This is a genomic window from Pseudophaeobacter sp. EL27, assembly GCF_900313025.1.
Taxonomy (GTDB): Bacteria; Pseudomonadota; Alphaproteobacteria; order Rhodobacterales; family Rhodobacteraceae; genus Pseudophaeobacter.
On record NZ_OMPQ01000009.1, the window covers coordinates 37,303 to 58,488 of the forward strand.

The 21,186-nt window shown below is 57.3% G+C and carries 14 protein-coding genes; 11 read left to right on the plus strand and 3 right to left on the minus strand.

Features of this window, described 5'->3' with window-relative positions; all coding sequences use genetic code 11:
* Window positions 1-64: 64 nt before the first annotated feature.
* The 10 genes from ED661_RS08000 (at window position 65) to ED661_RS08045 (ending at window position 15,065) form a co-directional block, all read left to right on the plus strand.
* Window positions 65-1,609: a trimethylamine methyltransferase family protein gene (locus ED661_RS08000; RefSeq protein WP_122073411.1), complete on the plus strand. Its 1,545-nt coding sequence runs from the start codon at window positions 65-67 to the stop codon at window positions 1,607-1,609.
* Window positions 1,609-3,081 carry an aldehyde dehydrogenase family protein gene (locus ED661_RS08005; RefSeq protein WP_122073412.1) on the plus strand — a complete coding sequence of 491 codons (1,473 nt, stop codon included), beginning with the start codon at window positions 1,609-1,611 and terminating at the stop codon, window positions 3,079-3,081. The genes ED661_RS08000 and ED661_RS08005 overlap by 1 nt, the downstream gene beginning before the upstream one ends.
* Entirely contained in the window at window positions 3,078-4,373 is a 1,296-nt protein-coding gene (locus ED661_RS08010; RefSeq protein WP_254054795.1) for an aspartate aminotransferase family protein, read from the plus strand. Before ED661_RS08005 ends, ED661_RS08010 begins: the two co-directional genes overlap by 4 nt.
* The gene (locus tag ED661_RS08015) at window positions 4,370-6,790 is read left to right on the plus strand and encodes an FAD-dependent oxidoreductase (RefSeq protein WP_122073413.1); all 2,421 of its coding nucleotides are present in this window, start codon (window positions 4,370-4,372) and stop codon (window positions 6,788-6,790) included. The genes ED661_RS08010 and ED661_RS08015 overlap by 4 nt, the downstream gene beginning before the upstream one ends.
* Window positions 6,787-9,189, plus strand: a complete 2,403-nt coding sequence (locus ED661_RS08020) for an FAD-dependent oxidoreductase (RefSeq protein WP_122073414.1) — start codon at window positions 6,787-6,789, stop codon at window positions 9,187-9,189. The genes ED661_RS08015 and ED661_RS08020 overlap by 4 nt, the downstream gene beginning before the upstream one ends.
* A gap of 163 nt (window positions 9,190-9,352) precedes the next feature.
* Entirely contained in the window at window positions 9,353-11,029 is a 1,677-nt protein-coding gene (locus ED661_RS08025) for a thiamine pyrophosphate-binding protein (RefSeq protein ID WP_122073415.1), read from the plus strand.
* Window positions 11,026-11,766, plus strand: a complete 741-nt coding sequence (locus ED661_RS08030; RefSeq protein WP_122073416.1) for a class II aldolase/adducin family protein — start codon at window positions 11,026-11,028, stop codon at window positions 11,764-11,766. Before ED661_RS08025 ends, ED661_RS08030 begins: the two co-directional genes overlap by 4 nt.
* On the plus strand, window positions 11,756-13,150 hold the full coding sequence (gene tcuA, locus ED661_RS08035; protein WP_254054796.1) for an FAD-dependent tricarballylate dehydrogenase TcuA: 1,395 nt from the start codon (window positions 11,756-11,758) through the stop codon (window positions 13,148-13,150). Before ED661_RS08030 ends, tcuA begins: the two co-directional genes overlap by 11 nt.
* On the plus strand, window positions 13,140-14,198 hold the full coding sequence (gene tcuB, locus ED661_RS08040) for a tricarballylate utilization 4Fe-4S protein TcuB (RefSeq protein ID WP_122073417.1): 1,059 nt from the start codon (window positions 13,140-13,142) through the stop codon (window positions 14,196-14,198). Before tcuA ends, tcuB begins: the two co-directional genes overlap by 11 nt.
* Window positions 14,199-14,738: 540 nt before the next feature.
* Complete coding sequence (locus ED661_RS08045) at window positions 14,739-15,065, plus strand: MbcA/ParS/Xre antitoxin family protein (protein ID WP_122073418.1); 327 nt, start codon at window positions 14,739-14,741, stop codon at window positions 15,063-15,065.
* A 1,000-nt stretch (window positions 15,066-16,065) separates the two neighbouring features.
* On the opposite strand, the gene ED661_RS08050 is transcribed toward ED661_RS08045, so the two are convergent.
* Window positions 16,066-18,351 carry an adenosylcobalamin-dependent ribonucleoside-diphosphate reductase gene (locus ED661_RS08050; protein ID WP_122073419.1) on the minus strand — a complete coding sequence of 762 codons (2,286 nt, stop codon included), beginning with the start codon at window positions 18,349-18,351 and terminating at the stop codon, window positions 16,066-16,068.
* Window positions 18,352-18,697: 346 nt separating this feature from the next.
* On the opposite strand from ED661_RS08050, the gene ED661_RS08055 reads away from it, so the two are divergent.
* On the plus strand, window positions 18,698-19,129 hold the full coding sequence (locus ED661_RS08055; protein ID WP_054463137.1) for a DUF1489 family protein: 432 nt from the start codon (window positions 18,698-18,700) through the stop codon (window positions 19,127-19,129).
* Window positions 19,130-19,402: 273 nt separating this feature from the next.
* Here the strand turns inward: ED661_RS08055 and hisG are convergent, their stop codons facing one another.
* Together hisG and ED661_RS08065 are read right to left on the minus strand one after the other, a co-directional pair.
* A complete protein-coding gene (gene hisG, locus ED661_RS08060) occupies window positions 19,403-20,101 on the minus strand; it encodes an ATP phosphoribosyltransferase (protein WP_122073420.1) in 699 nt (232 codons plus the stop codon).
* Window positions 20,098-21,186, minus strand: coding sequence for an ATP phosphoribosyltransferase regulatory subunit (locus ED661_RS08065; RefSeq protein ID WP_122073421.1), 1,089 nt, complete (start codon window positions 21,184-21,186; stop codon window positions 20,098-20,100). Before ED661_RS08065 ends, hisG begins: the two co-directional genes overlap by 4 nt.

The following is a 21,186-nucleotide window of genomic DNA, read 5'->3' on the forward strand; positions in this document are numbered from 1 at the left end:
TTTTTGCCGCGATTGGGGGGCCTGCGTAGCAATACAGATGAGGAAATTGTGTTTGGAGTGGATCATGGCGGGCAGAACGGGTCGAAGAGGCCGAGAGGCGCGACTTGAAAGCAATGCAAACCCAGTTGATGAGACGCCACCCGTTTGGGGGGGGCTGAACGGGGGCGGTTTCCGGCCTTTGAGTGACGCAGACATCAAAACCGTCGACGAGGCGGTGCTGACATTGCTGGAAACGCTTGGTTTATCACAAGCTTCGGCATCGATGATTGACCTGGTCTGCGCAGAAGGCGGGACCTACACAGGTGACAAAAGGCTGTTGTTTCCACGTGATCTGGTGCTCAGAACGATCGCGCAGGCGCGACGCGATGTTGTGCTCTATGGGCAGGATAAGGCCAACGATCTGAACCTCTCTGGCAGCCGTGTTCACATGAGTTCTGGTGGTGGGGCACCGGGTGTATTTGATCTCACGGATGGTCACTACCGCGATGGCACAGTGCAGGATCTCTACGATGCAGCACGGATCTGTGATGCCATGGAGAACATTCACCATTTCAGCCGCTCGATTGTGGCCCGCGACATAGAAAATGTCGCTGAGATGGACCTGAACACCGCCTATGCCTGCCTTATGGGAACGTCCAAACATGTGTCGGTTTCAGTCTCGGAGCCTGAAAATTTGGCGCAGCTGGCAGAGCTCTGCTACGCGCTGGCTGGCAGTGAAGCAGCGTTTCGCGCGCGCCCGTTTCTAACTGTAATGGTGTGCCACGTGGTGCCGCCGATGCGTTTTGCGGAAGAGGCCTTGGATACGCTGGAGGCCGCGGTTCTAGCCGGGTTCCCTGTGCAGCTGATTTCAGCAGGCCAGGCGGGCGCAACCAGCCCGGCGACGATTGCAGGATCACTTGTGCAAGCGGTTGCAGAGACGCTTGCTGGGTTGGTGTTCGCGCGCCTGGTTGATCCGAATGTAGCGGCTATTTTTGGCCCCAAACCCTTGGTGGCTGACCTGCGGACTGGGTCTATGTGTGCTGGCGGCGGCGAACAGGCGATCTTGATGGCGGCGGCGGCACAGATGGGCCGGTACTACGATCTGCCGACCACTTCGATTGCCGGGATCACTGATTCAAAAACGCTTGATGCGCAATATGGCAGCGAAAAGAACCTCGCTGTTTCTTCTGCGGCCCATGCCGGATCAAACCTGATTACACAGGCCTGTGGGATGCAGGCCAGCCTGTTGGGGGTCTCGCTTGAGGCCTATGTCGTGGACAATGATATGCTGGGCAACATCCTGCGCACCGTGCGCGGCGTCGAGGTTAACGTTGAAAACATCGGGGCCGAGGTCATTGCCGAAGTCTGTCGCGGTGAAGGGCATTACCTCGGGCATCGCCATACATTCAACCGGATGAAATCTGACTATTTCTACCCGCATCTAGGTGATCGGCAGACACCTCGGGAATGGGAAGCTGAGGGTTCACGCCCAATCGGAGATGTCGCCAAAGACAAGGCGCGCGAGTTGCTGGCAACCCATTATCCCGGTCATATTTCGGAAGAGAAAGACCAGGAACTGCGCGAGAGGTTTCGCATTCATCTGAGCCGCGAACAGATCGGCAGAAACTGATGCAAACCCATCCCGATTATCCGCAGCACCTGGCAGAGCTCCCGCATAATTTCATTGATGGTGTGGGGCAAACAGGTGCTGGAAAGGTTCGGACACTTCGTGATCCTGCCACCTATCAGGTAATCGTAGAACTTGCCGACGCCGATAGGTCTCAAGTCGCGCAGGCGGTTTCCAGCGCCGGACACGCCTTGCCGGTTTGGTCAGATACCGCGCCTGCGATCCGTGCGCGGGTGCTATTCCGGCTTGCGGGGTTGATCGAGGCGAAAGCCGGAGAGCTGGCCTCTGTCGAGGCACTCAATGTTGGCAAACCAATAGGTCAGGCAAAACGCGATGTGCAGCGTGCGGCGGATTATTTTCGGTTTTACGCTGGCTGCTGCGACAAGCTGCAGGGCGAAACAATCCCGCTGGGGCCCGATCAGACGGCATTGACGGTCTTGGAGCCCATCGGGGTTACGGCCCATATCTTACCCTGGAACTATCCGGTTTCCACCCTTGCGCGCGGCGCCGGTCCTGCACTTGCAGTTGGTGCGACCATGGTGGCGAAGCCTTCTGAAAGCACGCCTCTCTCCGCGATCATGTTGGCCCAGTTGGGGCTTGAAGCTGGATTGCCGAGGGGCGCGTTCAACGTGATATGTGGCCCCGGCGAGATCGGAGAGGCGCTCGCCAGCGACAACACCGTCGCGCATGTGACCTTTACTGGATCAACCGCGACGGGCCGCAAGATAATGCAGTCAGCCTCAAAACCCATTGCCGGGACCACCCTGGAATTGGGAGGGAAATCCCCGGTGGTTGTTCTGGCTGATGCTGATCTGGATGCCGCAGCAGATGGGGTCGTACGGGGGATTTTCTTTAATGCGGGGCAGGTTTGCGCCGCAGGTGCACGGCTGATCTGCGCGCGCTCGATCCACGATGCTTTGGTGAAAAAGGTGGTCGCAAAAGCCGAGGCTTTGACCATTGGGCATCCGCTGGACAACCCGGATCTGGGTCCACTGATTTCAGCGCAACATCTGGCTCGGGTCGAGGGGTTTGTCGACCGCGCCAAGTCCGAGGGGCTGACGTGTGCAGTAGGTGGCCACCGCGCCTGTCCGGATGGGCTAACGCAGGGGGCATTTTATGCGCCAACCGTTTTCACAAATGTCCCGGCTCACTCAGAAATTGCGCAGCAAGAAGTCTTTGGCCCGGTTCTGATTACCCAGATCTGTGACACTGTCGAACAGGCATTGGACCTGGCTAATGGCACTGCCTTTGGCCTGGTGGCGGGGGTTTACACGGCCGACATCACCCATGCGATGCAATTTGCCCGCAAAGTCGAGGCGGGCCAGGTCTTCATCAATGGCTTTTTGCAGGGCGGCGATACCGTGCCTTTTGGCGGTGTCAAAGAAAGCGGCATCGGTCGCGAAAAAGGACTGGCTGGGTTGGCCGCCTATTCAGCTGCCAAATCAATCATCATAAATCACCGGGACGCGTCATGATCACCAACCACTCCCTCGCGCAGCGCGCCAAACAGGTGATGCCCGGTGGTGTCAGTCACGAGCTACGTTATCGCGCGCCCTATCCCATCTATATCGACCGCGCACTTGGCGCCGAGAAATGGGATGTTGAAGGCAGGCGCTACATCGATTTCAAACTCGGTGCGGCCAGTCAGATACTTGGCAACTCCTGCCCGGAAGTGATGCAGGCGGTGGCTGAGCAGCTGACCAAAACGCCCTATACTGGCGACTGCCACGCGTTGGAAATTGAATGGGCAGAATGGATTTCCAAGCTGTTTCCATCGGCTGATCTGGTGCGATTTACCGGGTCGGGAACTGAAAGCACCATGCTGGCACTGCGCCTTGGTCGTGCCTATTCCGGCAAAGATAAGGTGCTGCGCATTGATGGGCACTTTCATGGCTGGCACGACATGTTGCTAAAGGGGGCCAAGCCCGGTGCAAACACGCCGCCCTCTTTGGGAGTTCCGACGGCGATCGCAGATTTGACGGTGGTGGCACCGCCTGAACTGGGCGCGATCCGAACCTTGTTGGAACAAGACGCAGCCATCGGCACGATTTTTGTAGAAGCGTCAGGGGCCAACTATGGATCTGTTCCATTGCCCAATGGATTTCTGCAAGGCATTCGTGACCTGGCGGATGAACAGGAAAAGGTGTTGATCTTTGACGAGGTGATCACCGGATTTCGCTGGTCTCCTGGCGGGCGACAGGCACTGGATGGCGTCACGCCGGACATCACAACACTGGCCAAGGTTGCAACGGGTGGCTTGCCCGGTGGAGCAATCTGTGGGCGGCGCGACATTATGGACTTGCTTGACCCGAGCAAACCCCGAGACGGGTTGGCTCCGCCTGTCAGCCACAAGGGCACGTTTAACGCGGCCCCGCTGGTCGCAGCAGGTGCGATTGCCGCGATGAAACTGCTATCAACCGGTGATGTGCAGCGCCAGGCAGATGCGATGGCCGCGCGGCTGCGCGACGGCATCAACGCCTGTTTTGCCCGCCGAAATATGGCTGCTGTAGCCTACGGAGACAGCTCAACATGTCACCTCTATTTCGGGGGCACATCCATTGAGGGCCTGAGTGCGGCAGAAATCCGTACAGTCTCGCCCGCGTTGGTCAATGGATTGCGTCATGGCCTGTTGGAAGGTGGCGTCGACTTCATGTCCTTCACGTCTTGTGTGACCTCTTGCGCCCATACGCCTGATCTAATTGATGAAGCCCTTGATATCTTTGATGATGTCCTTGGGAAACTGACCGCTGATGGAGTGATCACATGAATTCCCTGCCGCAAAATGCCCGCACCGTGATCATTGGTGGCGGTGTCATTGGATGTTCCATCGCCTATCATCTGGCGCGCGAAGGCCGCAAAGATATCGTGGTCCTGGAACGCTCTAAACTGACCTCTGGCACCACCTGGCATGCGGCTGGCCTGGTGCGCCGCCTGCGCCCATCAGCCACGCTAACCAAGCTGATCAACTATTCCATCGATCTCTATAAAGAACTGGAAGTTGAGACCGGACAAGGCACTGGCTGGACCCAAACCGGCAGCCTGTCGATTGCCACCAATGAGGACCGGCTGACGACTTTGAAACGTCAGGTGTCGCTGGGTCGTGCCTTTGGGCTAGAGGCCGAAATTGTCGACCGCAAACAGGTCGAGGAACTCTGGCCATTGTTGCGAACGGATGATGTCATCGGAGCAGTACATTCGCCGGTCGACGGCCGGGTAAATCCCTCGGATGTAGCTTTGGCGCTGTCCAAGGGCGCGCGTGCGCGTGGGGTGCAGTTCTTTGAAGAGACCCGCGTTACCGGGCTGCAGAAAAAGGGCTACCGTATCAGCGGCGTTGAAGTTGGCGACCATGTGATAGAGGCCGACGAAGTGGTGATTGCCTGCGGGTTATGGTCGCGCGAAGTTGCGCAAATGGCGGACGCAAACATGCCGCTTTACGCCTGCGAGCATTTCTACATGCTGACAAAACCTGTGCCCGAAGTGCAGGCCCTGGGCAAAGGGGTACACCTGCCAACGCTGAACGACCAGGACGCGTTCCTCTATGCCCGCGATGATGTCGAGGGGCTTTTGGTCGGTTGTTTTGAGCCGCATGCAAAAGGCCTTCCGATGGAAAAGCTCCCTGCCGATTTCAGCTTTGATCTGCTGGGCGAAGATTGGGACCATTTCATGCCAATGATGGAGAACGCGCTCCACCGCATTCCGGCGTTGGAAAAGGCCGAGGTTCGGATGCTGCTGAACGGGCCTGAGAGCTTCACATTGGACAGTCAGTTCATGATGGGCGAAAGCCCCGAAGTGCCGGGTTTATTCCTCATGGGGGGCATGAATTCCACCGGCATCGCTCTTGCGGGGGGCGCTGGTATGGCGATGGCCCAATGGATCATCGCGGGTGAGCCGACTATGGAGTTGAACGAGGCTGACATTCGTCGTTTTGGCCCCGAAATGAATGTGCTTGGTGCGCTTGAAGCCCGTATCCCCGAGGTGCTGGGGCGGCACTATGACATTGCCTATCCGGGGCTGAGCATGCACACAGCCCGCGGCCAGCGCCGCAGCCCGATCCATTCAGGAACCTCTGCAGCAGGGGCAAAGTTCCTGACCAGAGGTGGCTGGGAAAGGCCTGAGTATTATGCAGCCGATACCGTTGACGCTCCGCTGACATTTGGGGAGCCACCATGGCGTGAACAGGTTGGGCGTGAGGTCGAGGCCTGCCGCAGTGGCGCTGCCATTCTGGACCAGTCGGCCTTTGGTAAAATCATGGTGCAGGGACCGGATGCAACGGATTTTCTAAACCGGGTCTGCGCCGCCGAAATGAAGGTGGCGCCAGGTCGGATTGTGTACAGTCAGATCTTAAACATGCGGGGCGGGATTGAGTCTGACATCACCGTTCAACGCCACGGCGCTGAGACATATATGCTGATTGTCGGCGCAGGCGAAGTTACCCGCGATTTGATACGGTTGAGGTCAGCCAAAGCAGACTTTCAAGTTGAGCTTACCGATGTAACCTCGGGCTACGCCATTATGGGCCTTGCCGGGGCGCAGGCACGCGCGGTTCTGCAAAAAGCATCCAGCGACACACTGCCCGATCTTAACCGGTTCCAGTTTGCTCCGGTCGAGGTTGGACTGGCGCGGGGCTGGGCCGGACGGCTGAGTTACACCGGGGAAGATGGTTTTGAGCTCTATTTTCCTGCCGATATGGCCATGGCCGCATATGAGGCCTTGGTAGCGGCCGGGGCCGCCCATGCAGGACTAACCGCCAGCGGCAGTTTGCGGATCGAAAGCGGGTTTCGCGCTTGGGGCCATGAAATGTCCCCTGGTGTCACCCCGTATGAGGCCGGAACCGAGGCGTTCTTAGGCTGGAACAGTGATTTCACCGGCAATGAGGCGCTCAGCGCCTTGCGTAATACACCGCCTAAACGGCGCATCGTTTCGATGCTTTTCGATGATCCGGACGCAATCCCGATCCACGATGAGCCAATTTGGCGGAATGGCAGAGTGGTTGGGCAGATCACCTCCTCTGCGTGGAGCTATCTTTTCAATCGCTCAGTTGCATTGGCCATGGTGGAGGCTCCACTGGACGAACTGGCCTGCAACGACATCGTCGATGGGTTTGAGGTGGAAATTGCCTGTGCGCGTTACGCCGCCAAAGCCTCTCTCAAACCTGCCAAAACTGCATTCAGGAACCGGACATGACCAGAACGACACAGGTCGCCATCATTGGCGGTGGCATCATGGGGGTCGCAGCTCAGTTGCAATTGGCTGAGAACGGCTGGACCGACACGATTTTGTTTGAAAAAGCTGAGCTGACCTCCGGGTCGACATGGCATGCTGCAGGGCAGATCGCCCATGCGGTGGGCAGCCGGGTATCGGGATGGATCAACAAGACCTCACTGGAGCTATATAAGCGGATCGAAACAGAAACCGGCCAAAGCATTGGCTGGCATGAGGTCGGCGGGTTCCGCATCGCAACGACGGATGACGAAGTGGATTGGATGAAGTCCATCATGGGTGTTGGGCGCCTGTTGGATTTGCCGATGGAGCTTGTTGGACCTGAAGAGGTCGCCAAAGGTAATCCATTTTACAAAGTCGACGACGTCAAAGCAGCTGTCCAGACCTTTGAAGATGGGCACATTGACCCCAGCTCAGTCACCATGGCCCTGGCTGCCGCATCGCGTGCGCGAGGGGCCAAGATTGAGCGCCATAATCAGGTCACAGGTGCCAGTCGCAAGGGTGACATGTGGCTCTTGCAGACTGAAAAGGGTGAAATCCTTGCCGAACATGTGGTGATTGCCGCTGGGTCATATGCCAATCAGGTCGGCGAATGGTTCGGCTTGAAAATACCGTCGGTGTCCTGCCTGCACCATTACCTTGTTACAGACACGGTGCCGGAATTTGTGGGCCGTCCGGAATTGCCGGTCATGCGCGACAATGCATTTGGAGGTTACATCCGCCAGGAACAAAGATCCGGGTTGATCGGAATTTACGAGGGCCATATTTGCCCAACAGTTTGGACCATGCCTGAAGGCGCTCCGTGGAAGGCCGAAAACGAGCTGTTTGAAGCGGACTATGACAGCATCGGCGATTTCCTGATGACTGCTTTTGATAAAATGCCCATTCTGGCTGACTTGGGCATCAAACGGGTTGTGCGGGGGGCCATCACTCACACGCCGGATGGTGGAATGTTGGTCGGGCCCTCCGGTGCACCAAATGTCTGGCTGTCCTGTGGGTCATCCATTGGCCTGGCCTGGGGCGGAGGCGCCGGCAAGGTACTGGCTGACTGGATGGTGCAAGGCGAAACGGAGATTAATACGCGTTCCATGGATCCGCGTCGTTATGGCGATTTTACCACTGGCAACTATATCGTGGAACGCACCAAAGATGAATTCATGCGCCGCCATGACACCCCCTGTCCTGGCAAACAATTTGAAAGCCTGCGACCCTTGAAACGGCACGTGCTCTATGACCGACTGGTGGCTAAAGGCGCGGTTATGGGTGAGGTCGCAGGCTGGGAACGGCCCCGATATTTTGGTGAGGTCGGGGAGGTCGAGCAAATTGGTTGGGGGCATCAGAGCTGGCACGAAAATGCCGCACGCGAGGCAAAAGCCACACGCGACGGCGCCGGTGTGATGGATCTTTGCGCCTTTGCACAGTTTGAAATCATCGGCCTTGATGCAGGCAAACTGCTGGATCGTCTCTCGGCAAACAGGATCCCGGCTCGGGATGGGCGGATCAGTCTGAACCATCTGCTTACGCCCAAAGGCCGGTTTGAGACCGAAATCACCATCTGGCGTATTGGCGAAGATCGCTATTTCACTGGCTCTGCCATCGCCCGTGCAAATCCCGATTTTGATTGGATCAAATCCCATATTCGGGAGGGTGAAGATGTCCAGATGATCAACCACTCGCGTGATTGGGGGATGCTGGCAATGTCTGGTCCCAATTCGCGTAAAATCCTATCCCAACTGACCAATGCCGACCTATCAAACGCGGCCTTTCCCTGGTTGTCAGGGCAAGAGATAAAGGTGGCGGGAATTCCGGTTTACGCCCTGCGTGTATCCTTTGTCGGGGAACTGGGCTGGGAGCTGCATGCGCCCCTTGACCGGATCGCCGACCTATATGACGCGCTATTCTTTGCAGGTGACAAACATGGGTTAACCGATCTCGGCAGCTATGCATTCAACGGCATGCGCATGGAAAAAGCCTACCGCGCATCGGCAGAACTGACCACAGATGTCGGACCATTGGATGTGGGGCTGGACCGCTTTGTTGTTGCGGAAGGTCGGGAATTCACCGGGCGCGAGGCGCTTTTGAACCGCACCCCTGGGTGGCAGCTGTATTATGCTGAACTGCATGACGGCGAGATTGACATCCACGGCGGAGAGCCCGTGCTGTTGAATGGGGCGCCCGTTGGTCTGACGACTTCGGGCGGATATGGATACAGCACCGGCAAATCCCTTGGCTGGCTCTTTGTGAGAAAGGGCACGCCACGCGATGGGCTGGTGGTGCAGATCCTAAACCGTGAAATCCCGGTGACGGTGCATGAGGACGCCTTGTTTGATCCGCAAAATCTACGCCCAAGGCAGGATGTATGAAAGATGTCTGCAAAAACACGACCCTCTGTGGATCTGTATCCACCAGCAAAACAGGTGGCTTTTGCACCAGCCAGAAAACCATTCCTTGGCGAAAACAAGGGCGCGCTTATCTGGCGCCCGCGCAAGCGCCTTACACTCATAACCTCAACGAAGGGCAAATCTGATGTCTGATCTGATCACCGGGGGTGAAGCCGTCTATAATGTTCTGAAAGCCAATAACATCGACACCGTCTTTGGCTTGTTGGGCGGCTCGATGCTTGAGCTATACGACGCCATGTATAAGGGCGGTGATATTGCCTATGTTGGTGGGCGCGATGAGCGCGCAGCGGGGCATATGGCTGACGCTTGGGCCCGAATGACCGGCAAACCGGGCGTTGTTCTGGGCGCTCAGGCGGGACCGGGGGTGGTGAACATTGTAACGGCGGTTGCCGAGGCGCAGCTTGCCTATTCTCCGATGGTAGTCATTGCTGGGGCAATCAGCCGCTGCGATCACGCAAAGGACACCTTTCAAGAAATCGACCAGGTGGCGCTTTTTGCGCCGATCAGCAAAAAATCTGTGCTGGTCAGTGATGCAGCGCGCCTGCCTGTGATGCTCGAAGACGCCATACGCCTCGCCAATTCGGGTCGTCGTGGTCCGGTTGTTCTGCATGTGCCGCGTGATCTTTTTGCCGAAATGATCCCGGCCAATGATGCTCAACCCGTGAATATCGCGCGTGCCGGCCCTGCTGCACCGGATGATATCGCGGCGATTGCAGAGCTTTTGGCACAGGCGAAACGGCCGGTGATTTTTGCCGGTGGCGGGTTCAAATGGGGCAAGGGCCGCGACGCGCTGACAGCCCTGGCCGAGAAACTGGAAGTGCCAGTTGTTGCTTCGACCGGGCACGCCGACATCATGCGCCATGGTCACGCCTGGTTCGCCGGTCAGGCTGGCCCTCGCGGCAACCGTGTGGCTTCTCGGCTGACCAAAGAAGCCGATGTAATGGTGGTGCTGGGCGCGCGGCTTGGGTTCAACTCGACCTTCCATTCTAACGACTATGTTGGAGCAGACACCCGTATTGCTCATGTGGATATTGATGGCAGTGCTGTGGGGCGCTACTTTCCTGCGGAAATAGCCGTACAGGCCGATGCACGGCAGACTGCCGAGGCGCTGACAAAAGCTGCTTTCAAACCTGACGCTGATGAATGGCGCCAGTGTTTCCGTGAGGATTGGGCAGGCTTGTGCGTTGAGCGCTCCGAGGAAGCGCAAATAGCGACCCTGCCAATGCACCCGCGCCGGGCATTGGCCGAACTGCGCGAGGCCCTGCCGCAAGACGCCATCGTCACGCTGGATACAGGCAATACCTGCCTGCAGGGGGCGGATCGTCTGGCCCATTACGAACCTCTGTCATTGATCACGCCGCTGGACTTTGGGCTGGTTGGCTTTGGTCTGGCCGCAGCCATCGGCGCCAAGGCCGCAAGCCCTGAACGCCCGGTTGTTGCCATCATGGGTGACGGAGCCCTCGGCTATACAATGATCGAGATTCAGACCGCGATACAACATGGTCTGCCAATCGTTGTGGTGGTTCTGGATAATGAGGCTTGGGGCGCTGAAAAGGCGTATCAGGAAGAGTTCTATGGTGGTCGCCTGTTAGGAGCAGAAATCCAATCACCACGCTACGACAAATTTGCTGAACTTTGTGGCGGAAAAGGCATCTGGGTTGATGGCCCCGGCGCATTGGGAGCGGCATTGACCAGTGCAATTCAGAGCAATCAAACCGCGATTATTCAGGCCAAGATCGATCCCAAAGCCCTGATGACCCTGCGCAAGGATCTGTTCAAAAAGACGGGTGAGGAAACATGAGCGCTCCAGTTCTACCGCGAACCGAATTGGAAGCCCGTCAACAGCTCTCGGCCCTCTATCGCTTGTGTCACCTCTATGGCTGGACGGATCTGACGAGTACGCATATTTCGACCCGCATTCCGGGTCGTGACGACGCCTACTTAATGAATGCTCATGACGAATTGTTTGACGAAATCACCGCCTCGTCACTGTGTGAAATCGGCTTTGACGGTCAGATGCGCACACCGGGCAGAGTTCTGAACCAAGCGGGTCATGAGATCCATTCTGCCGTCCTGAAGGCGCGGCCTGAGGTCAATTTTGTCCTGCACAGCCATACCCGGGCAGGGGTTGCAGTGTCAGCAATGCCGCAGGGGCTTTTGCCGATCTCGCAGCATTCGGGGTTTGTTCTGGGAAGCCTTGCGACACACCCGTTTCAGGACAGCACTGCGGTGGCTGACGAAGGCGCTGCACTGGCGGCGGATCTTGGCGCGAATTACACTATGCTGTTGCAGAACCACGGCCTGCTGGCGGTGGGGCGGACCGCGGCAGAGGTGTTCATGTACCATTATCACCTTGAAGCGTCCTGCAAGATCCAGGCGGATGTATTGGGGGCGGTGCAAAACCCAATTCTGATACCCGATGCGGCGTTGGATCCACTTTTGGCCTGGGGCGCGCCTGAAAACGGCCCGCACGGTGGTCACGTGTGGCCAGCCTTGTTGCGGCGTTTGGAACGAGAGCAACCAGGCTATGACCAGTAAGACAGAGATGGACTGTGAAGTCGTAATCATCGGCGGTGGCAATGCTGCGCTTTGTGCTGCGATCACGGCGGCAATGGCGGGCGTCCGCGTGTTGATTTTGGAGGCCGCTCCCAAAGAGTACCGTGGCGGTAACTCGCGTCACACCCGCAATTTCCGCTGCATGCACGATGGCCCCCTATCGGTGTTGACCGGGCATTACGACGAAGAAGAATACTACAATGATCTGCTCCTGGTCACCAAAGGCAACACGGACGAGCATCTCGCCCGGATCGCCATTCGGGGCAGTCAGGATAGCCAACCCTGGATGGAGGCGAACGGGGTCAGGTTTCAGCCCGCCCTGTCCGGCACGCTTAGCCTCAGCCGGACCAATGCGTTCTTTCTCGGCGGCGGTAAGGCTTTGGTGAATGCCTATTACCGCAGGGCCGAGGCGCTTGGAGTCAAGGTGCGCTACAACGCTCATGTTGATCATCTGGTGCTAGAAGGGGACCGGATTACCCGCGTTGACTTCACGGAAAACAGCAAAAGCCACAGCCTGTCCCCCAAGGCGGTGATCGTGGCTGCAGGTGGGTTTCAGGGAAGTATCGAACGGTTGGTAAAGGCCTGGGGTCCTGAGGCGGAAAACTTTCTAATCCGTGGCACCCCCTACAACCGCGGTGACGTGCTATTTGACCTGTTGGACCAGGGGGTTCAATCCATCGGCGATCCGACCCAGTGTCACGCGGTGGCCATTGACGGGCGCGCGCCCAAATTTGACGGCGGCATTGTCACGCGGCTGGACTGTGTACCGTTTTCGGTGGTGGTCAACAAACATGCCAAACGGTTCTATGACGAAGGTGAAGATGTCTGGCCCAAACGCTATGCCATTTGGGGGCGCCTTGTGGCGGCGCAGGAAGAACAGGTGGCCTATTCCATCATTGACGCAAAGTCCAAGGACCTGTTCATGCCATCGGTCTTCCCCCCCATTTGCGCGGGTAGTATTCCTGAGCTTGCCAAAAAACTTGGGTTGGAACCTGAAGCCCTGGCCAGCACCATCACCGAATTCAATGGGTCCTGTCAGGCTGGAAACTTTACCCCAACCGAGCTGGACAATCTTGCAACCAAAGATCTGGAGCCACCCAAAACCAATTGGGCGCGCCCCATCGCCGAGGCGCCGTTTTACGCCTATTCGCTGCGTCCCGGGGTAACTTTTACCTATTTAGGGCTCAAAGTGGATGAAACAGCACAAGTGCAGGGGCAGGAGGGACCAGTTGCAAACCTGTGGGCTGCAGGAGAGACGATGGCCGGGTCCATTCTTGGTCAGGGATATCTGGCAGGGTTTGGCATGACAATTGGCACGGTGTTTGGTCGCATTGCTGGAGAGGAGGCCGCTGCCTATGTCAAATAAAGCTATATCCGAAGCACGCCGACAGATAGAAATCTGCAACGCCTGCCGATATTGCGAAGGCTATTGCGCGGTATTTCCTGCACTCACCAGACAAGCGGCTTTTGCAGATGGTGATATCACACAACTCGCCAATCTGTGCCACAATTGCAGGGGATGTTATTATGCCTGCCAATACACTGAACCACATGAGTTTGCCCTGAACCTGCCAAAGTTATTGGCTGAAGTGCGTCAGGAAAGCTGGCAGGACAATGCCTGGCCACAGGGGGTTGCGCGCAGGTTTCACCGGTCTGGCGTTGCGATCGCGATAGTGGTCATCATTTGCTTTGCTCTTCTTTTTGCGACCGCGCGCTGGATTGGTTCTGCGGGTGGGGATGGCTTTTATGCCATTCTGAGTCACAACATGATGGTCGCAATCTTTGTGCCGGCATTTCTGGTTCCTTTGCTCTCCATCTGGATCAGTTTGCGCCGATTTTGGAAATCTATCGGCGGGCAACCCCTTGGGCCTAAGGCCGGAATTGCCGCTCTGTCCGATGCAGCCCGAATGAAAAACCTTTCAGGTGGCCACGGCGAAGGCTGCAATTTCGAGGATGAGGATCGCTTTACTAGGCAGCGCAGCATCAGCCATCAATTGACAATGTGGGGATTTCTGCTGTGCTTTGCGGCTACGGCCTCAGGCACGATCCTGCACTATGTCTTCGCCATGCCCGCCCCTTATGAGTTGGTCTCATTGCCCAAGATCCTAGGCATCAGCGGCGGGCTGATGCTGTCCTTGGGAACCGCCAAGTTGGCATGGCTCAAACCAAAAGGAGACAAGGCCCTTGGAGACCCACGTGTCTGGGGCGGAGAAATGGCTTTCATTCTGTTATTGTTTACTGTCTCAACCTCTGGTCTGGCGCTCTATGGCGCAGGTGCAACAGCTTGGATGCCCACGCTTCTGGCTTTGCATTTAGGATCGGTTCTCTCGTTTTTCCTGTTGATGCCATATTCAAAAATGGCACACGGGTTTTATCGCTTAGCAGCACTCATTCGCGACGCACAGATAAAGTGATCCCGATGAGTGTCGTAAGTGTTGCTTTAGTGTTTGTTGCGGTGTGACGGTTAAGAAGGCCGAAGTTGGCGGTTCGTTGTGAACACCAGACCTTCGCCTAGCTACAAAGCTCGCCACCTGTGGAAACGGCAGCTTTCGGAAAGCTGCACTGCAGCACAAGCTGGTTGCTCAACGGCCGGTTTGGGCCGTTCGTTCCATATGAAACCCCTTAGCCGAACCATTTTAAAAAGGTCGAGACCTGCAATAAGCTTCGTTTACCAAGATGGGTTGCGCCTCACAGCCAACAGGCCGTGGCAGTCTCGAACAAATTCACAAAGAGAAGCGCTCCGAATGGGCGCTTTCCTTGTTCAATACATCTCCAGGAACAAACTATTCTTTGCAAATCCGCACCAAGATCCATTACTGGACAGCATCTATCCTTGGCAAAAACTACCCCCTCACAGATTTTCATTTTTATATTTGTTATCAATATCTTACTGACGAATCACCCCATTTGAAGTCAGCCTCAAATGAGTAGTCTGATTTAGTGAGGGGCACGTCATGATCAACAAGCCAACAGGAGGAACCTCTCTTACAAACTACGAGAGAGATGGCCCTGGGCTGACGGATCTCAGCGCACGCTTGGTGCAAAAGTATGTGCTCGATTGCCAGAAATTCTCTGCCTTTTGCACTGACACCGCCACTCGGCCAGTTTGGGAGCGCATTCTGAACGAAGTCACTAACGACGAGGAGCTCGCTGCCGAGTTTGCCATGCGGCCCCAACCTTACTTTGATGGACAGAGCATCGTGTCGCACTGCACGACCCAAGAAGGGATCAAGGCCGTTGAAGGTTTCCTGACCCAAATCGATTACGGCGTCTATGTCTGATCTCTCAGAGACCAACACAATCTGTGCATGTTGTGGAAACACAGCCCGCCTACAACAGCTCCAAAACTCCACCCAAACCCTATGTTGTTGGTGCTTCAATCGAGAACGTCTGCGCATCAATACTGAAACTTCTGCGCACTGGCCGACTGACATTGAGCTCGATATCGCTGAACACTATCCGGACCTTGTGAGTCCGAATTGTGCAAGTCTACGGCCAACTATCGGGCCTGGTTGGTCTATAATTCTGGATCAGTTTCTGCGGAGCGTCGAAGCAGATCCAAAATTTGCAAAGTCGCCACCAGGACACCTGCAGATCTCTGACGTCAAAACCACGCGTGTTGGCGAGATATCCATCGGCTGGCATTGGTATTTCGATTGGGTTGAGCCCTATGAAGAGCGGTTGGAGAAACTCTCTGCAATCACCTGCTGCCTCTGCGGGCACCAGGGAGACATTGTGCGACAAGGAAATCGTTCTGAGCCGCTGTGTGGCTTTTGTCAGATGCCGACTCGAAAAGCTTGATGGTCAGGGTCAAAACAAACACCTGCTAAACCCAGGGTTCGAACTCTTCGGCATTTCGATGGAAGTGCCTCTAAGAAAGAGCCAAGCGGTAAATCTGCGCCAAATCTTCACGACCAACCTGCGATTGTGAACTGAGACGGTATAGCGCCACGCATCGCTCAGTAGAGTCGCCACCTTCTCGTGCGCCTACCAAAATTGACCGAAAGACCCTTCATAACAGTCGCACTCAAAGACGGCACGCCCTGACAATCCTTTTGTGGCCTTCATGGGAGAGCCTTGCCAAAATCGTGCAGGGACTCAGCAAACCCCTATGGCACAGTGTAGAAAACGACGCCAACCCCAATCGGGCTGGCGTCGCCTATTTCCCTGTAAAACAAGGGCCTTTGAAACCTTGGGCGTCAATGCCCGTGTATTTGGGCCCAAAACCAGCTCAATTGGGCCTCAATTGCATGGTTTCACAAAAATTGCCAGATGCGGAGCCTACCCACATTTGGAATGACCGCAGCTGCGGCAGGTCATGCAGCCCTCGATCATTTGCATGTCAAATTGACCACAGCTGGGGCAGGCCTTACCGCGCGGCGCATTCAAGTTCACGACTTCGGCCTGCGGATCAGACTTCAACCCCATGCCCTCACCTTCCAGAAAGCCCGTCTTAACCATATGGGTCTCGATCACGCCACCAATGGCCGCCAGGATCGAAGGAATGTACTTGCCCTGCACCCAGGCACCGCCACGCGGATCAAAGACCGCTTTCAGCTCTTCCACCACAAAGGAGACATCCCCGCCTCGACGGAACACGGCCGAGATCATCCGCGTTAACGCCAGCGTCCAGGCGTAGTGCTCCATGTTCTTGGAGTTGATAAAGACCTCAAACGGGCGCCGGTGGTCGCTGATGATAATGTCGTTGATGGTCAGATAGATCGCATGTTCCGAATCCGGCCATTTCAGCTTGTAGGTATGGCCTTCCAGGCTTTGCGGCCGGTCCAGCGGCTCCGACATATAGACCACTTCGGCGCTATCGCTCTCATGCGGCGCATCAGCGGTTTCTCCTGGAGCCTTCTCAGAGCTTTCCGACACCGACAGAACCGATCCAGTCACATCATTGGGGCGGTAGGTGGTGCAGCCTTTGCAACCCTGATCCCAGGCCTGCATATAGACATCCTTGAAATCGTCAAAAGAGATGTCTTCAGGGCAGTTGATGGTCTTAGAGATCGAGCTATCAATCCATTTCTGCGCGGCTGCCTGCATTTTCACATGTGCTGCAGGTGGCAGTGTCTGGGCGTTGACAAAATAGCTGGGCAGCTCGGCATCGGCGCCAAACTTCTCGCGGTACATCTGCACCGCATAGTCGACCACCTCTTCCTCAGTACGCGAGCCATCCTTTTGCAAAACCTTGCGGGTATAGGCATAGGCAAAGACCGGCTCGATCCCCGAGGAGACATTGCCCGCATAGAGGCTGATGGTGCCCGTGGGCGCAATCGAGGTCAGCAGCGCGTTGCGGATGCCGTGCTCGCGAATGGCCTCGCGCACGTCCTCGTCCATGTTCATCATATTGCCAGAGGCCAAATAGGCCTCGGCGTCAAACAGCGGAAACGCGCCCTTTTCCTTGGCCAGATCCACTGAGGCCAGATAGGCGGCGCGGGCGATCGCGTGCAGCCAGCGGTCGGTCTGACGCGCCGCTGCGTCTGAGCCATATTCCAGACCCAGCATCAGCAAAGCATCCGCCAACCCGGTCACACCCAACCCGATGCGACGCTTGGCCTGGGCCTCAGCCGCCTGGGCCTCCAGTGGGAACTTCGACACATCCACCACGTTGTCCATCATCCGGACAGCCGTGGCGACCAGCTCCTGCATCGCCGATTGGTTCAGCTCCGCATTGGCCTCAAAGGGGTTGGAAACCAGACGCGCCATGTTGATCGAGCCCAGAAGGCAGGCCCCATAGGGCGGCAGGGGCTGCTCGCCGCAGGGGTTTGTGGCGCAGATGTTCTCGATATAGTTGAGGTTGTTGGACTTGTTGATCCGGTCAATGAAGATCACACCGGGCTCGGCATAGTCATAGGTCGCCTGCATGATCTTGTTCCACAGATCACGCGCCTGCACGGTGTGATAGATCTTGCCGTCAAACTGTAGCTCCCAGGAGCCATCGGCCTTGACCGCTTCCATAAAGTCATCCGAGATCAGCACCGACATGTTGAACATGCGCAGCCGCGCCGAGTCGGATTTGGCGGTAATAAAGGCCTCAACATCCGGGTGATCACAGCGCATTGTTGCCATCATCGCACCGCGACGCGAACCGGCCGACATGATGGTGCGGCACATGGCGTCCCAAACATCCATGAATGACAAGGGCCCAGAGGCATCTGCTGCAACGCCTTTCACATCGGCGCCGCGTGGGCGGATAGTGGAGAAATCATAACCAATGCCACCGCCCTGCTGCATGGTCAGAGCGGCCTCCTTCAGCATGTCAAAAATGCCCGACATGCTGTCAGGAACGGTGCCCATGACAAAGCAATTGAACAGGGTCACCTGACGCGCGGTGCCTGCGCCCGCGGTGATCCGGCCTGCTGGCAGATATTTGAAATCTTCCAGCGCCTCGTAGAATTTCTCTTCCCAGACACTGGGCTTGTCTTCAGCGCGGGCCAGATCACGCGCAATCCGGCGCCAGCTGTCCTCCACGGTCACATCGATGGGCGTTCCGTCCGCCTGTTTAAAGCGGTATTTCATATCCCAAATTTGTGCGGCGATGGGGGCAGCAAAGCGGCTCATATAGTGATTCCCTATTGGTCGATGTTCGCAGATGAGTGGCGGCTTCGATACTACAGGCTTATGGAAACTCTCAACGGTGAAATCACAGATCATTGAGAAATAATTACCAACTGTACCACAATATCTTGCTCGCACCAAATCTCAAAGCACTATATAGAGCCTCACCTCTGGACGACTCTGTGGATATCTTGTGTAAAACACGCAGCTCGACAGAGCGGCACAAAGCGCGCGTCAAATCGGCCAAAGCCCGCCCCAGGAAACCGGGCAATGATTCCGGGAGCACGCTGGTGCCGCGCGTAAAACCAACATATAGTGAGAGCGTTCCAAAGGATCTCAGGGGAAAGCATTGGGAAACTATGTCAATCTGGTAAAGCTCTCCGTCGGCACCGAAAGCATCGAGGGCCTGCAGGCCTGGCAAGAGATGCGCCGCGCCGAGCTCCCCGAGGGCCTGCCCCGCCATGTCACCCGCATGTGGCCCAAACGCGAGGCCGAGATTCTGTCAGGGGGATCAATATTTTGGGTGATCAAGGGCCAGATCCAATGCCGCCAACGCATTCTGCGGATGGATGAGGTCATCGGCGCAGATGGCATTCGCCGATGCGCCATCATTCTCGACCCCAAACTGCACCGGACCCATACCGCCACCAAACGCCCGTTCCAAGGCTGGCGCTACCTAAAACCCGAAGATAGCCCGGCTGATCTGCCTCAGGGGCGCAAAGCTGAAGAGCCGCTGCCGCTGGAACTCTCCCAGGCCCTGGCCGAGATTGGCGTTCTCTAGCCCCCCCTCAAACACAGCCGCTACAAAGCGATCCGATGGTCGGGTCAAGGGCCACCCCGCGGCCCTGCGCAGCAGGGTTTACCCTTGAGGCGGCCATTGGAGTGGTCACACTCGCCTAGGCGCCTTTGGGGCAGAGCTGCCCCAAAGCGCTTCTCAGCAGAAAAAAGCGCCGCGCGATAGCGCGGCGCCGGGCCCAACGGGGGAGGCTCAATCTTTGATTGACCCGAGACGGGCGGGAGCGCTCGCCCTGCGCCATTCTCAGGCATTTGCCCGTCAGGTCTCGCCGTGAATCAATGCGCTTAGAGCCTTCAGGGCCTCGCGCTCGGCTTCCGAGTAGCTGGCCACACGGCTGCGCCACAGGGTGGCCTGGCTTTGCAGCACCAAACCATCCGACAGCAGTTTCAGGTGATTGGCCCGCAGGGTTTCCCCGGTGGAGGTGATATCGGCCACCATCTCGGCAGTCTCGTTTTTCACTGTGCCTTCCGTCGCACCCTGGCTGTCAACCAGCTGGTAATCCGCCACCCCGGCCTCGGTCAGGAACTCGCGCACCAGACGGTGGTATTTGGTGGCAATCCGCAACCGATGGCCGTGGGCCTTGCGAAACGAGGCGGCAACCGCGTCCAGGTCGTCCAAAGTATCCACATCAATCCAGCACTGCGGCACCGCCAAGATCAGATCCGCATGACCAAAACCCAGAGGCTGCATCTCTTCCAGCTGCTGCTCCCAGAGCGGCAGTTTTTCCTGCACCAGATCGGTGCCTGTCACGCCGAGATGAATGCGCCCTGCCGCCAGCTCGCGCGGAATTTCCCCCGCCGAAAGCAGCACCAGCTCCATCCCCGCGACACCCTCAATAGCGCCAGCATATTCGCGCTCTGATCCCGTCCGCGCCAGGGTCAGCCCCCGTTTGGCAAACCAGTCAAAGGTCTTTTCCATCAGCCGCCCCTTGGACGGCACACCCAGTTTCAGGCTCATGACTGACCCTCCTCGAGCATCAGCATCAGATCCGGGCGCAGCACGCCCCCAACCGCGGGAATTTCCGCCCCCTGCCCCAACTGGCGCGTCAGCGCATCATAACGCCCGCCACTGGCGATCGGGGGCAGGTCAGGCCGCGCCTCAGCGTAAAAGCCAAAGACAAAGCCATCGTAATACTCCATCGAGGTCCGCCCGTAGGAGGCCTCAAAATCAAGCGTATCAATGTCGATACCACGGGCCTTGAGCGCCGCAACCCTGCCGTCCAGACGATCCAGAGCCGGATTGATGGCTGGCAAATCCACCGCGATATCGCGCATCTGTTCCAGCGCAAAGGGCACGGTTTCGCGCACCGCCATCAGCGCCTCCAGCGCTAAAAGCTCATTTTCAGCAATAGGCGGCGCGGCGGCGTCTTCGCGCAGCAAAGCCACCCGCTCTGCCACTTCTGCTTCGCTGCGCTTGCCCAGCACTGTGGCCGAGCCGGTCAATGGACCCTCTGACGACAGCAGTTTCAGCCGACTGTCCGGCACCGGGTTACGGCCGGCGTAGCGGTCCAACAGAGAGCGAAACCGCCGGGGACGCCAAATATGACGCATCAGCGCGGCTTTGCGCATCTCGGTGGTGTTCAGCCCTTCGACCGCCGCCATCAGGATGCCAATATCGCCGGTCGCCGCCCGCAACGGCAATCCGCGCAGCTGCAAGGCAATCAGCGCAAAAACCTCGGCATCGGCGCCAGCAGGATCATCACGCTCAAAGATCTCGTAGCCAACCTGCAGATATTCATTTGAGCGATCCGGATCGTGCTCCTGACGCCGGAAAACCTCGCCGGAATAGGTATAGCGCGCAGGCTCTGCGCCGTCGCGCATATGCATCTGCACCACGGGCAGGGTGAAATCAGGGCGCAGCATTTGCTCGCCGCGCACCGCATCCGAGGTCACATAGGCGCGGGCGCGGATATCTTCGCCATAGAGGTCCAGCAGCGTGCCGGCGGGCTGCAACAGCGGCGGCTCCACAACCTGCGCACCTGCGGCCTCAAAATTCATGCGCAGCCTCGCAGCCCGCGCCAGTGTTTGAGATCTATCAGACAT

Bases quoted from the DNA above. Each gene is read 5' to 3' on its own strand.
- ED661_RS08000 (WP_122073411.1), top strand. From the start codon at position 65: ATGGCGGGCAGAACGGGTCGAAGAGGCCGAGAGGCGCGACTTGAAAGC.
- ED661_RS08005 (WP_122073412.1), top strand. From the start codon at position 1,609: ATGCAAACCCATCCCGATTATCCGCAGCACCTGGCAGAGCTCCCGCAT.
- ED661_RS08010 (WP_254054795.1), top strand. From the start codon at position 3,078: ATGATCACCAACCACTCCCTCGCGCAGCGCGCCAAACAGGTGATGCCC.
- ED661_RS08015 (WP_122073413.1), top strand. From the start codon at position 4,370: ATGAATTCCCTGCCGCAAAATGCCCGCACCGTGATCATTGGTGGCGGT.
- ED661_RS08020 (WP_122073414.1), top strand. From the start codon at position 6,787: ATGACCAGAACGACACAGGTCGCCATCATTGGCGGTGGCATCATGGGG.
- ED661_RS08025 (WP_122073415.1), top strand. From the start codon at position 9,353: ATGTCTGATCTGATCACCGGGGGTGAAGCCGTCTATAATGTTCTGAAA.
- ED661_RS08030 (WP_122073416.1), top strand. From the start codon at position 11,026: ATGAGCGCTCCAGTTCTACCGCGAACCGAATTGGAAGCCCGTCAACAG.
- tcuA (WP_254054796.1), top strand. From the start codon at position 11,756: ATGACCAGTAAGACAGAGATGGACTGTGAAGTCGTAATCATCGGCGGT.
- tcuB (WP_122073417.1), top strand. From the start codon at position 13,140: ATGTCAAATAAAGCTATATCCGAAGCACGCCGACAGATAGAAATCTGC.
- ED661_RS08045 (WP_122073418.1), top strand. From the start codon at position 14,739: ATGATCAACAAGCCAACAGGAGGAACCTCTCTTACAAACTACGAGAGA.
- ED661_RS08050 (WP_122073419.1), bottom strand. From the start codon at position 18,351: ATGAGCCGCTTTGCTGCCCCCATCGCCGCACAAATTTGGGATATGAAA.
- hisG (WP_122073420.1), bottom strand. From the start codon at position 20,101: ATGAGCCTGAAACTGGGTGTGCCGTCCAAGGGGCGGCTGATGGAAAAG.
- ED661_RS08065 (WP_122073421.1), bottom strand. From the start codon at position 21,186: ATGTCTGATAGATCTCAAACACTGGCGCGGGCTGCGAGGCTGCGCATG.